Genomic DNA, 13,869 nt, shown 5'->3' with positions numbered 1-13,869 from the left:
CTGTCGCGATCATCCGCCGGGAGCATGGCCCAGGTGGCCTATTTCCGGTCTCCGCCCTGTCCCGTCCCGGCATCCGCGCGGTACGGCGGCCCGGATCGTCGCCCCTCGCGGGCACACGGGCACTTGGCGTGTTTGTCCGATGCCCGCCGGCACCGGCAGGGCCACGATGTACATACGGCGACCGACGTTGCCTGTGCCCCCGTCAGGGCCGCCCGGTGCCCCACGGCGCCCGCGCGCGAGTGCTCGGCCGACGGAGCGCGGCTCTCGCCGACGCGGCCAACCGGCCTCCGGTGTGACGCGCGACGACGGTCTCTTCGAACAGGCGAGGAGTTGGTCCCGGCGTCGATTCCCGGGACGACCCGGGTCAACGGAGGCGAACCCATCGATACGTGTGGTTGCGACACACGACGGCGAACCGCGGCCGGGAGCCGGGGGCCGCTTTCCGGCATCGATCGTACGGCGCTACGGTCGGAGCACACGTGAGCACCGATCGACCCGCGCGCGTCGCCCGGCCCCGGTCCGAACCGCCCACGTCCTTCGTCGGGCGACGCCACGAACTGGCGGAACTGAAGCGGCTGTTCGAGAGCGGGCGACGGCTCGTCACACTGATCGGGCCCGGCGGCATCGGCAAGACCAGGCTCGCCGAGCACGCCGCCACCGCGTTCGAGGCGGACATCGACCGGGTCACCTTCGTCGACCTCGTCACCGTGACGGATCCGTGTTCGGTCGCCGCCGCCATTCTGGACGCGTCGGCGGTGGCGGCCTCGGCCGGCAGCTCGCCACTGCTCGCCGTGGCCGAGGCGTTCGCGGACCGGCACGGACTGCTCGTCCTGGACGGCTGCGAGCACCTGTCGGCCGACGTGGCCGCGGTCGTCGACGTCCTGGTGTCGCGGTGCCCGCGCCTGCGGCTGCTGATCACCAGCCGGGAACCGCTCGGACTGCCCGGCGAGACCGTCCTGGTGGTGCCGCCCCTGGCCGTCGACCCTTCCGGAGTCGACGGCCGGGGCGATCGTGGCGACGCGGCCCGACTGTTCATCGACCGGATCCTGTCCGGAAAACCGCGACAACACCTGACGAGCACCGAATCGCACATGGTCGACGACGTCGTGCGCGAACTCGACGGCATCCCGTTGGCGATCGAACTCGTGGCGGCGTACGCCAAGACCACGGCGCTGGCCGACATCCACGCCTCGGTCCACCGATGGCGACTGTCGGCCGACGACCCCACCCGCCAGGAACGACACCGCACCATGCGGCGTTCGCTCGACTGGAGCCACGCCCTCCTCTCCCACGACGAGGCGCTGCTGCTGGCCCGGCTCTCGGTGTTCGCCGGCGGCTGGACCCTGGAGGCCGCCGAACGCGTCTGCGCCGACGCCGCCCTGGCCGAGCCGGCGATCCTCGACGCGCTGACCGGCCTGCTCGACAAGTCCCTGATCACCCTCCGACACGGCGTGTCCAGTGTTCGCTTCGACCTGCTCGGGGTGGTGCGCGAGTACGCCGCCGAACTTCTCGCGGACCCGGACCGCGCCGAGGTCGTCGCACGCCATCGACGCTACTTCCTGGCCCTGGCGGAACACACCGACGTACCGGGGGAGTCCCACGACCCCGCCCGCCACGAACGCCTCGACGTGGAGGCCGCGAACCTGCGCGCCGCACTGGACGAGGCGTGTCGCCGCGGTTCGGCGGACGCGCTGCGCATCACCGCCGCGCTGGCCCTGCACTGGCGGATCCGGGGCCGCTTCGCCGAGGGGGCCAACGCGTCGGCCCAGGCCCTCGAGGCGGTCCCCGAAACCGCGAGCGGGGCAAGGGCCAGGGCGCTGGCGACGCACGCGACCCTGGTGTTTTGGACCGGGGACCTGACCCGGGCCAAGCTCAGCGCCCTGGAGGCGATCGAGGTCGCCCGCGTCGTGGGCGATCGCCGGGCACACGCGCACGGTCTGGCCAGACACGCGACCGCGGTGACGATGGCCCACCCTCGCGATGCGCAACCGGCGCTGCGGCAGGCGGTGCGCCTGGCCCGGGAGGTGGACGACCCGGTCGCGTTGTGCGACGCCCTCAGCGGCCTGGCGATGAGCTACCACTGGCAGGATGACTTCCCCCGCATGATCGAGGCGATTCAACGCAACGACGAGGTCGCCGCGTCGATCGGCCTGGACAGCGCTCGCTTTTGGACCGCCTGGGCCCTGACCCACCGGGCGCGGCTCACCGAAGGACCGCGGGCGGCGTGGGCGCGGGCGGCGGAGATGGCCGCGCTGGTGAACCGGGACGACGCGCTCGTGCGCGGCGTCGCGACGGAGGTACGGGCGATCATCGACGTGATGGCGGGCCATCCGGCGAGGGGATACGCGATCGCCGACGCTCAGGCGGCACGCTCGCGGCGGGAGGCGCTGCGTTGGGGCACGGGCATGTTGCGGCACGCCATGGGCCTGGCGAAGGTCGCGCTGGGGGACTTCGACGCGGCCCGCGACCTCGGGGAGGGGTTGTACGCGCGGGAACAAAACGGTGCCGGATATCTGGCGTGGCACGCGCAGGAGATCCTGATGCTGGCGGCGCTCGGCTCGGGCGACCCCGGCGCCGGCCGGGTTCACGCCGAGCGCATCGTCGCCATCGCGGACCACCTCGGCAACCGGCGGGCCGACACGGTCGCGCGCGCCGGGCTGGCCCGGGCCGCACTGCTGGAGCGGGACCTGGTGGACGCGGACGCGCGCGCGCAGGAGGCGTTGGCGGCGTGTGTGCGGCACGGGTGGTGGGTCGACGCGTTGGGGATCGTCGAGATCGTGGCGGCGGTGGCGGTCGAGCGTGGTCAACCCGACCGCGCGATACGTCTGTTCGCGGGCGTCGGCGCGGCGCGGGCCCAGCGCGGACTGGTGCGTTTTCGCTCCGAGGATCCGTTCTGGCAGTCCCGTCTCGACGCCGCCCGCGCCGCCGTGGATCCGCCGGCCCGCGCGCGGGCGGAGGCGGCCGGCGCCTCGCGATCACTGGAACAGACGCTGGAGTACGCGAGTCGGGGCAGGGGCAGCCGCAAGCCCCGGGGCCGCGGCTGGACGGGCCTGACCCGGATGGAACGCCAAGTCGCCGAACTGGCCGCCCAGGGCCTGCCCAACGCGGCCATCGCCGCCGAACTGTTCATCGCGATGGGCACCGTGAAGAACCACCTGGCCCACATCTTCGGCAAGCTGGAAATCACCAACCGCACCGAACTCGCCGCCCGCCGAGACCATTTGAACCGCGTCTCCTCCTGACCCCGACACGCCGCACCCACGTCGGCGTCACTCGGGCGGGACCTCGCGTGGTCGGTCGTACATGCGCACGTCGTGCGCGGTGATCAGCGGCAGCAGCCGGGCGAGGCCGATGTCGCGGTAGTGGTCGCAGGCACGATGGGCGGCGAATGCCGCGGAATCCACGTACTTCTCCAAGAACACGAATCGCTCGGGCACGTCCTCGGAGCGGAAGATCTCGTAGGACAGACAACCAGGCTCCTCGCGACACGCGGCGGCGAATTCCCGCATGACACGGCCGAACGCGTCGACATCCTTCGGGTCGCACGACACATCGGCGACAACCAGTACATACGAGTCCATGGCGCACACCCTACGACCGACGCGGCACACATAGGCGGAGCCGAGCACCCGTGGCGGGAAAGTCGGGCAGGTCGCCGTGAGGCGGGTGTTCCGGGTGTACAGAGCGCCTTCGAGACGTGGGGGAGCGGACGGGCCGCGATCCTGGACGCCGCGGACGGCCCTCGCCGTCGTGGGTGGGGACGGCGATCGCGGCAGCTGCACGCCCGGCGAGCTCGATGTCCGACGCGCTCGTGCGGGCCGACCACCGCGCCCACCGACATCACGTCCGGGGCGGTGCCATCGAGGACGACGAGACCCCACGAGCGACCTTCGGTGGCCGCCGTACGGTCGCCTTTTTCCAAGTCGGCGGACCTCGACCGCAAACACACTCGTGACGACGAATCGGAAGGAGCGTTTCCGATTTGCGACGGCAACGGCGAAACGCGGTCGACGGCCGGTCGACACGACACCCCGGCCCTGTTCGTGCATCGATGGACGGCTCCTCCCCGAATCGTTCGCGATCCCGCGTGCGAGTGGAGCGTTGAGATCAGTGGTCGAATACCGGCAATGGGCGGACCCGGGCATGGCCGTCGATCACGTCCGGATCTGGACCGACGACCCGACGGGCAGGGCCCGTGAGATGGTCCACCGCTACGGGTTCGCGGTGGCGGGAGGCTGCAACGACGGGGAGAACCCGGGAACGCTGTCGGTGGCCGTTCGTCAAGGCGACGTGGTTTTGCTGTTCACCCGACCCGGACCCGACCAGGTCGAGGCGATCGCGGGCCTGGAGCGACACGGCGAGTGCGTCGGTGACATCGCGCTACGCGTGTCGGACGTGGACCATGCCTTCCGACGAACCCTGGACGCCGGCGGCGTGGCCCTGTTGCGCCCGCAGCCCACGGCCGACGGGTGGGGCGGTCGCATCGCGGCGATCGCCGGCTTCGGCGACGTACGGCACACGCTCATCCAGGTCCCGGAGAAGTACGACGAGGGCGCGTACGTACCGGGCATCGGTCCGATCTCCGCTTTCGTCGGCGCCCGCCCGCGGCACGGTGTGCGTGCCATCGACCACTTCGCCGTGTGCCTGCCGAGCGGGCAACTCGCCTGCACCGTCGACTACTACCGGCGCGTCCTGGGCTGCGTGGCGACCTCCGCCGCGCGCGTCGCCGTCGGCGGCCGGGCGACACGCTCCCAGGCGGTGCGAAGCCGCTCCCAGGCGCTGACCATCACGTTCGTGGAGCCCGAACCCTCACACGCGCCCGGGCGGATCGACGGCTTCCCGCGCGACCACGACGGGCCCGGCGTCCGGCACATCGCCCTGGCCTGCGACGACATCGTCGCCGCCGTCTCGGGCCTCGTCGACGACGGGGTTCGCTTCCCGACCACACCAGCCGCCCGACGCGAGCCGGCGAGAACCCGGCCCTTCCCCATGCGGCACTCCCGCGAAGCGCTCGCCGAACTCGGCGTACTCGTGGACCACGACCACGACGGACCACTCCTTCGGATCGTCGCCGAGTCCACCCACCCACGGGGGACCTTCTCCTGGGAGATCATCGAACGCCCCGGCACGCGCACCTTCGGTAGGGACGACGGCACCGCGCTCCGCGAGTCGGCGCGCCCGACCCGGGGAACCGGTCCGCCGGCGTGGCGGGAACGCCCACCGAATCGACGACGAGCGTGACCCGCCCTCCCACCGGGATCGGCACTCGGCTCCTCGGGTAGGTACAACGGTCCGATGCCGAGGCGATCCGATCGTGCGCATACCGCGTGGTACCCGACGACGCGCCACGACGATTCGTACCATGCAGGGGTGGATCTTCCATCCGCTCCCTCACACCGGCCGCAGGCACGCGGCCCGGCGCCGGACCGCTCCGCCGCGCACACCCGACGTCACCGTGACCGGCGCGACGATCGGCGGCGCCACCATGGGTGAACCGAGCGGACACCCGCGCTCCGCGCTACCGGGCCAGGCCACCAGCTTCGTCGGTCGACGCACCGAACTGGCCGATCTCGCGGCATTGTTGGCGAACGGCCGCCGACTGGTGACCCTGGTCGGCGTCGGCGGCATCGGCAAGACCCGGCTCGCGGTGGCCTCGGCCGCCGCCTGGGCGAACACGTTCGAGGCAGCGACGATCTTCGTCGACCTGGCCGTGCTCGACGACCCGGAGCTCGTCGAGACCGCCATCCTCGAGGCGGCGGGCCTGTTTCCCGGCGCGGGCCGCTCTCACCTCGACATGACGATCGAGCGCTTCGCCGCCGAACGCGCGCTGTTCGTGCTGGACAACTGTGAGCACCTGCCGGCGGAGGCCGCACGCGTCGTGGTGGAACTGCTCGGGGGATGCCCCCGGGTACAGGTGCTGGCCACCAGCCGCGAACACCTCGGCGTCCCGGGAGAGGTGATCTGGTCCGTACCCCCGCTCGGCCTGGACACCGCGGCACCGGCCGACGGCGTGAGCGAGGCGGCACGACTGTTCGCCGAGCGCCTGCCCGCGACCTCCGCGCATCCGATGGACCCGGCCGAGGTGGAGCGCCTGGTCGGGGAACTCGGCGGAATCCCCCTCGCCATCGAACTGGCCGCCGCGCACGCCCCCAACCACGACCCGGCCACCGGTCCCGCGCGGGCCTTCCCGACGAACGAGGAACCGGACGAGCCCCCGGGACGACACGCGACGATGCGCCGGTCCCTGGATTGGAGCCGCAGCCTCCTGGACCCGTACCAGGCACTCCTGTTCGCTCGGCTGTCGGTGTTCGCCAACGGCTGGACACTGGAGGCCGCCGAGTACGTATGCGCCGACGAACGTCTCCCCGGCCCGCTGATCCTGGACGCCCTGACGGCGCTCCAGAACAAGTCGCTCGTCGTGGTGGCGAACGTGAACGGACACAGCCGCTTTCGCATGTTGGAACCGGTTCGACAGTACGCCGCGCAAACCCCCGACGCCGTGGCGGGCGATCCGGCCCTGCCGGCGCGCCACCGCCGCTTCTTCACCGACCTGGCCCTGCGGGCCGACCGCGAACAGTGGGCGTTCGACGAGGTCGGACGCAGCCGCCTGGACGAGGAATCACCGAACCTGCGCGCCGCGTTCGACCACGCCTGCCGGCACGACGCCCGAGACGCGCTCCGCTCGGCGGCGTCGCTGGCGCTGTACCGGCGACTTCGCGGACGTCTGCGCGAGGGCGCGGACGCCACCGGTCGGGCCCTGGCGCTGCCCGATGCCGAGGGTCTGCCCGAGCGGGCCCTCACCCTCGCGATGCACTCCACGCTCGTCTTCTGGATGGGGCGTCTGGAGGAGACGAGCGCGAGTGCCACACAGGCGATCGAGGTCGCGACCGCGTCGGGCGACGGACGAGCCCACGCACACGCGTTGGTGCGCCTCGCCACCGCCCTGATGATGATGGATCCCCGCACCGCCCAACCCATGCTCGAACAGGCGGCCGATCTCGCCCGGACGGCGAACGACAGCGTCGCGCTGGCCGACGCGCTGAGCAGCCTGGCCATGAGCTACCACTGGCAGGACGACTACGCGCGCCTGTCGGAGGTCGCGGCGATGGGCGACGCGGTGGCCGCGCCCATCGCCTTCGACACCGTCCTGTCCTGGAACCTGTGGGGCCGCGGACACCGCGCACGCCTCGCCGGCGACATGGCCGGCGCCCGCCGCGCGGCCGACGAACTCGCCGCGCTCACGTTCGGGGAAGACCTCCTGGGGCTCAGTGCCCTCACCGAACTCGCCGTCCTGGTCGCCGTCATGTCCGGAGACGACCCGGACACGCAGCGCACGATGATCTCTTCCCGAACGGGGCGCATGGCGCACGAGGCCACCCGCTGGGGAGAGGGAATCCTGCACCACGGCCTCGGCATGGTGGAGTTGGCCGCCGACCGCCTCGACGCGGCCCACGAGTGCGGCCGAATCCTCTACGAACGAGAGCGGCACGGATCCGGCTACCTGGCCTGGCACGCCCAGGAGATCATGATGCTGGCCGCCCTGGCACAGGGCGACCACCACCGCGCCCGAGCGCACGCCGAGGTGGTGCTGTCGATCGCGGATCGGCTCGGCAACGCCCGCGCCGCGGCGGTGGCCACCGCGGGCAGGGCCCGCGCGGCACTGCTGACCGGTGACCTCCAAGAGGCCGAGACCGGGGCACAGGAAGCCCTGGCGCCCTGCGTGGACAACGGCTGGTGGGTCGACGCGACCACAGCCCTGGAACTCATCGCCATGGTGGCCACACGCCGGGGCCAACACGACCGCGCGGTCCGGGTATTCACGGGAGTCCGCACCTTCCGCGACCGACACGGCCTCCACCGGATCCCCCGCGAGGAACCGTTGTGGACACAGGAAACCGCCCTCGCCCTCGCGGGCCTGGACCACGCCGACCGCGCCACATCCGAAAGCGCCGGCGCCACGATGTCCCTACCCCAACTGGCCGACTACGTACGCCGGGGTCGAGGCAGCAAGAAGACCCCGACGGACAACCCCTTCGGCCTCACCCCGATGGAACACCGAGTGGCCGAACTGGCGGCCCGCGGCCTCCCCAACCGCGACATCGCCCGGGAACTCTTCATCGCCCCGGGCACCGTCAAGAGCCACATGTCCCACATCTTCGCCAAACTGGCCATCACCAACCGCACCGAACTGGCCACGATTTTGCGGCGGGCAGTGGAGGATTGAGATATTCCTATATTATCGGCTCCATCGATGCGCTGAGACCACTTGCGATCTCCCTGGCCCCGGGAAGAACCGCACCCAGATGAGTTGCGTAACCTATCTTTCTGGTCGATGCTTCCATAACCTTCGTGGCGTCCCCAAGCACACGAAGGAAGCCTCCGTATGCATTTCCGGTTTCGAGCGCATCACCCGCCATACAATCCTCCCGAGACTAGAATCCCATTCCGGGGTTGAGCTCACTATTCTTGTTGAGACCATCCGTGTCCGACCGTTGCGTGCCCTCTTTCTCCGCCATCTTTTGTTGCTGGTAGATGGAAGTGTCGACACGGAATGCCGCATGATCCAGGAGACCTTCGGGAACCGCGACGAGAGGCAGAGGGGGCAGAGGGGTGGAGTTGTGCCCATCTCTCGGGTCGCATAGCGCAAACGGGCCGTAGTCGGGATCCATCATGAGTCGCAGGTGCGGATCCGCATGTTGAGTCCACCATACGGACATTCCCAGACTGACGTCGTTGCGCAGGTACTCGAACGAACGCCACATACTGCTCAACCGTGATACCGCCTCGGGATGAGCCCACCATTCCGGGCACCACAGTGCCACGGCCCGATTCAGGCGACGCCTGATCAGGGGCGCGAAGAACACTGTAACGAATTCCTCGAGCGAGGTGAAAAATATCGGCTCTTCGGATTCTCGCACTCTTCCTCTTCCATCCGTTCGAGAACGGCCACCTTGAATCAAGAGTTTTCTTTTATGACGCCTTCATGACATGGGTACGATGTCCTTCACCCTGCGGTGCGAATTGAGCCAAAGACAGGCGAATCTCGTCGGCATAGCTCCCCTCCCACCACGGTACGGGCTTGACCAGAACAGGTTTGGTACCGCTGAACTGCACGAATGCTCGCCCCCTCGGCATTGAGGCGAGGTCGGCCACGTCGAGAACGGATTCGGCTCGGGATGCTCTACTGATGTTCTTCTCGAAAAAGTCCGACGACTTCCTCGAGTAACTGATGGTCCCCGGCTCGAAGGTACCCGACGCACTGGAGAGGTCGCCCAAAAACTTGGTATCGAGAACGCCTCCACCGTAGACCCGAACATTCGCCGCGCCCCACATTTTGGCCATCCCGACATCCCCCCACGCCGCCACTCCCTGAGCCCACGACTGGAGAATCGTCATCATCACCACGCCTCGTGACCCGAAGTGCGAGTATTTATCGGGCAATGCCTTCCACGGGCATACGTTCGCCGCCTCGTCCAAGACGAAAAGCATGGGAATGGGGAGTCGACCGTCGGGCTGGTCGAGTCCGGCGTTCTCCGCCTCCTCGGCCAGAGCAGCCGTCAACGCCACCACCAGCGGCGCCGCCATCTTGTTCGTCTCCTCGGAGAGGAGGTAGATCGTGTCACCGCCGCGTACGAAGGCCTTGTAGTCGAACGATGGCCGATTGGGCTGATCTCCTGGAGTCACCCAAGCGGTCACTGTGGGTGCGATCAGGAAGGAAACGATCTGAAGAGCGGTGCCGTACACGCCGGCCCGCTGCCGATCAGGGGCGGTGATCACACCGTCCACGGCGTCCGCCGAGGGTGTATGCCCAGCCGCGCGCAGGATTCGCTCGGGAGTGGTGTCGGTCGGCCGTGTCAGCCACGTGTACACGCGCGTGATCTCGTCACCGTTGACCGAGGCCGCCAAAAGCAGATTGGAGATCAACGTCTCCGCCGCCGGTTCGAAGTAGGCGTCACTGCGAGCATGCGACGGTCGATTGATGGATGCGAACCGGCCGGCCAACTTGGTTGCCTTGACGATACTGTCGCCGACATAGGTCAAGGGATCCCAATACCAGGTGGGTTTGCCTCCCGCCTGATTCTGGGGATCAAATATCCACACCTCGCCGCGCCTGGACCGAGATAGGCGTGTCGCGTCGACAATGTCGCGTTTATTGGATGTAACGACAACCGCACCGGGCGCTGCAACGATATTCGGAATGGCACGTGCCGTCGTCTTGCCTGTCCGCGGCCCCCATATGTCGACGTGCATGTCCTCCCATGAACCCCATACATCGATCCCGTGCCGCACAGCCCTGCCAATGTAGACACCCGGCATCTCCCGAGCCGACACGCCGAAGTTCTCGGCCTTGGAGCGAACACCTTTCGTGGTGGCCGCTGTGAGCTCCCGAGGACGTGCGAGATACGGGACCGCCCGATCAATCGGCACCTGCTTCCTGCGCAAGCTCATCACGAGCGCGGCGAATGCCCCGAGAACACTTGAAGCAGCCACACCCAGCACTGCGGTGATCAGCGTGGCGTCGACGCCCGGCCACCGATAGTCGCCGACAATCATAAGAAACACGATGGCTGGTGGTGGCGGCGGTCCGGACTCGTTCGGAGCGGTTCCTGCTGCGGCCCCGAGCCACATCACGCCGGTGACCACCATGAGCACCGCCAGCACGGTGCCTATGAGATACCAGTCGGTAAACGGATCCGGACCGCGTTTTCTCTTCGTCGCACTCATGGGGTCTCCCTTCGGGTGTCGTCGGGAACCCTGGTCCATCTACGATTCGTGTCGTTGATTCCCAGTTCAGCCTCGGTGAGTTCGACCTCGAGGGGGATACCGGGACGCCCACCGACCTTGACCATGAACTTCCCTCGACCGGGTGGAGCCGCTCCCCGTCCGGCGGCGTCGTCCCAGGAGGGAGGCGTCGACCAATCGACCAGCATTTGTTGTTCCGCTCCGGTCAGATGCACCACCTCGTTCAGCTGAGGCATTTCGGCCGCCGGAAGCCCGCCGCAGATCACCATGCCCGCGCGTTCGACGAATCCCTTCGCTTTCATGCGGTCCTCCTCGGCAGCCAACGCGAGAAGATCCGACATGGTGTGCGTGATCATGGCCAGTCCCACACCTCGTTGACGATTCAGACGCGTCAACGCGTCCACTCGGTCCACGAGCCCGCGGCCGGAACGCAGCACGCGCCACAGCTCGTCCAAAATGACAAAGTAGTGACGTTGGGGTTCCAGACCGGCATCGGAAAGCGCGTGGGCGACCGAGATGGCCCCGAACCCATAGCTCCAGCACGCGAGCAGTGCCGCCGCCTGGAGTTGGGCCTCCGAGTCGTCGATGGTGCTCACGTCGAAACACACTGGACGGTCACGGCGCATGGGTTCGGTGGTCGGGCGCGCAAACAACTCACCGAGCCGACCACCCCCCAACAGGCCTATCAGGGAGGCCTCCAAGTCTTCGGTGATCTCGCGATACCGCGCCATCTCACCCCGGTCCAAAGCCGCATTGCGAACCGGATCCGGCGCTTCTTGCAGCAGACGAAGCAGATCCGAGAGCACCGGAACCCCCGTATGCCGTTCGTGAAGCACCTCGAGTGCCGTATTGAGGATGGTTTCCTCACGATCGGTGGGAGGGTGTCCACGCAGTACGGTGATCAGCGACGCGACCGCCGTCAGGCGACGCCCATGGGCCTCCGCCAGCAGAGCCGTTCGGGAACTCATCGGCAACCTCAGAGCCGCCTCGGTGACCTCACCGGGATCCAACACATTGAGATACCCGCGCCCACGACCGAGTGGAATGACCTGTCCGCCCAGCGCATGGATCAGGTCCACGTAGTCCGGCTTCAGATCTCCGAAGACCACAGGATGAACCCCGTACCCCGCCAGGCCAAGGGCTTGACGACGAACGACGGTCGACTTACCGAGGCCAGGTTTACCCAACACGAACTCGCTGGGGTTCAGCACGAGGTTGGCCCGCGTGAACCAGTTGACGGGGTCGCAACAAACAGTCGAACCGCCGGCCAGCGAACGTCCCAGCGGAATCCCGATGCTCGGCGTACCCGATCCGGATCCGAACGGCCACAGTCCACAGACCTGGACGGTGGTTCCCCTCCATTCCGCCGGCGCCTCCACATACGAGGCGGCACCGCGACCCCAACCGGCGAAACCACGAGCACCTGCCCGAGAAATCCGAACCGTGGGACCTTTCACTTTCCCGAACGCCCGTCGTCGCCCGCGCGCATCGACGGAGCGCCGGTCATCGGCGGGCACGTCCCGTATGGACTCCTCGGTCAACTGTTCGCTGATGCGAGTACGTTCCTTCTTCACGACACAAGCCCCTGAATAGGGTGACATTCACTGCATGAGGGAAGTTGTTGCATCACATGGCCTCTTGGACGGACTGTGGCACCTTCAAGTGCTGGGGCAGAACCAGGCCGAGTGGAAGAGCTGCGGCGAACGCCGAGGCCTGGGAGCCGTACACACGCCGGACCAGAATCCGTGACGATGCCGTGAGGTTGTCGATGGCAGACGCCGCGAGTCGCACATCCTCGGCTTCCTGCACGGTGGCGGTGATCAGCATCGCGAAACGCACGAGCCCGGCGCCGGTTGCCTCCTCACGAGCCGCCTGTTCCGCGGCTTGTACCGCGACGGAATCTCGGGCGTTGCCTCTTTTCGACTGTCTGGCCTTGAAGATCGCGTCCTTGCGGTCGCGTTCCACCAGGTGCGCCGCTGCTGCCGGATTGTGAGGGCGGTACAGAAGGGTGACCCTCTTGCGCATGATGTCCGGATGTGGGGCAACCAGTCGGGACAGCACACTCGAATAGACTTCACCCCGTGGGGCTTCCGACATTGCCCAAGTCACCGAGAAGGCGCTGTCGTGACGGTAGTAACCCCACCCCTCCTGTGTCGCCGTGGGACCTGCGTCATCCCAACGGAGATCGCCTCGAGCGGTGGCGTCGACTCTCTCGATGAAGGGCGCGACGGTGGGGTCATAGGCGATACGAACCATTTGCGTCATCTCGGGGCCGGTCATCGGGCGGGCCGGGCCCGCGCCCGTCATCTGCAGGCTGTTGCACAAGCCCGGCAGCCGCATCCCCAGGTCAACCGCCATCTCCTGTGCCGTGCGCTTCGCTCGTGTTGCGCGAGCGGCACCCGAGTAGGTCAGCGCCACGCGTGTCGTCACCTGCGCCGAACCGCGGCCGTAGACCTCGGTCACCTCTTGGAGAACCTGCTTGGCGAGTGGGGGCGCGTCGGGATGGAGGCTGAATTCCAGTTCACTGCGAAGACGCTCACCCGTATCCGGGGCGGATTCAATCGTCACGGAAGCAGCGACGATGCCCGGTTCATGGCCTATCTGCGAAAGCCACAGTCCCCAATAGGCGACCCATACGTCGACTTGTTCGACATCGACCAGTGAAGCACCGTCCGCACTACAGGTCAGGACGATGGTGTGATGATTGGTCGAGGGCGTGGTGACGATCGCGAAAGGTCGACCGTAGGCGTCGTGCGCCTCGTACAGGGCGCTGGTTGCGAGCAATCCGGGAAGCTTGCAGGTCCCCATGGGGATGCGACCGAGAGGTCCGGATCGATAGAGGTGCTGTCCCTGCGCTTTTCCCTGCGCCCAGGCCATTCGAGCGACGATCCACTTGAGGCCGTTTCGACCGTGCTTGTCCCGAAACACCAGTGGTGACAAAGCGAGGGCGATCAATCCACCGACCACGAGCGCGGCTTTGAAGGAGAACATCGATACGATGATCATGAAGAGCAGGCCGACGATCCCGGCTGCGGTTCCTGCGAAACCGAGACGACCGAGGCCCGGAGAAGTCGGCTTACGCCAGTTTCCGTAAGTGCGAGTTTCCTGTCTCGAGGTGTCGCTCAA

At 67.9% G+C, this 13,869-nt stretch carries 8 protein-coding genes; 3 read left to right on the top strand and 5 right to left on the bottom strand.

Annotated features, from left to right (window positions below):
- Positions 1-479 precede the first annotated feature (479 nt).
- Entirely contained in the window at positions 480-3,242 is a 2,763-nt protein-coding gene (locus EMA17_RS22690; protein WP_160161509.1) for a helix-turn-helix transcriptional regulator, read from the top strand.
- Positions 3,243-3,269: 27 nt separating this feature from the next.
- Here the strand turns inward: EMA17_RS22690 and EMA17_RS51895 are convergent, their stop codons facing one another.
- Entirely contained in the window at positions 3,270-3,581 is a 312-nt protein-coding gene (locus EMA17_RS51895) for a putative quinol monooxygenase (RefSeq protein ID WP_160161508.1), read from the bottom strand.
- Between the two features lie 562 nt (positions 3,582-4,143).
- On the opposite strand from EMA17_RS51895, the gene EMA17_RS22680 reads away from it, so the two are divergent.
- A complete protein-coding gene (locus EMA17_RS22680) occupies positions 4,144-5,241 on the top strand; it encodes a VOC family protein (protein WP_126638946.1) in 1,098 nt (365 codons plus the stop codon).
- Positions 5,242-5,362: 121 nt separating this feature from the next.
- A complete protein-coding gene (locus EMA17_RS22675; protein WP_126638945.1) occupies positions 5,363-8,224 on the top strand; it encodes a helix-turn-helix transcriptional regulator in 2,862 nt (953 codons plus the stop codon).
- Between the two features lie 208 nt (positions 8,225-8,432).
- Here the strand turns inward: EMA17_RS22675 and EMA17_RS22670 are convergent, their stop codons facing one another.
- The 4 genes from EMA17_RS22670 to EMA17_RS22655 are packed head-to-tail and all read right to left on the bottom strand — an operon-like array spanning position 8,433 to position 13,869.
- Complete coding sequence (locus tag EMA17_RS22670; RefSeq protein WP_126638944.1) at positions 8,433-8,918, bottom strand: DUF4913 domain-containing protein; 486 nt, start codon at positions 8,916-8,918, stop codon at positions 8,433-8,435.
- A gap of 52 nt (positions 8,919-8,970) precedes the next feature.
- Entirely contained in the window at positions 8,971-10,725 is a 1,755-nt protein-coding gene (locus EMA17_RS22665; RefSeq protein WP_126638943.1) for a type IV secretory system conjugative DNA transfer family protein, read from the bottom strand.
- Positions 10,722-12,317, bottom strand: a complete 1,596-nt coding sequence (locus EMA17_RS22660) for a putative type IV secretion/conjugal transfer ATPase (RefSeq protein ID WP_246126830.1) — start codon at positions 12,315-12,317, stop codon at positions 10,722-10,724. Before EMA17_RS22660 ends, EMA17_RS22665 begins: the two co-directional genes overlap by 4 nt.
- Before the next feature lie 52 nt (positions 12,318-12,369).
- Positions 12,370-13,869: an SCO6880 family protein gene (locus EMA17_RS22655; RefSeq protein ID WP_126638942.1), complete on the bottom strand. Its 1,500-nt coding sequence runs from the start codon at positions 13,867-13,869 to the stop codon at positions 12,370-12,372.

It is taken from the genome of Embleya hyalina (assembly GCF_003967355.1).
GTDB lineage: Bacteria > Actinomycetota > Actinomycetes > Streptomycetales > Streptomycetaceae > Embleya > Embleya hyalina.
The sequence above is the reverse complement of the archived record's forward strand: the minus strand, read 5'-3'. Positions and strand labels throughout refer to the sequence as shown.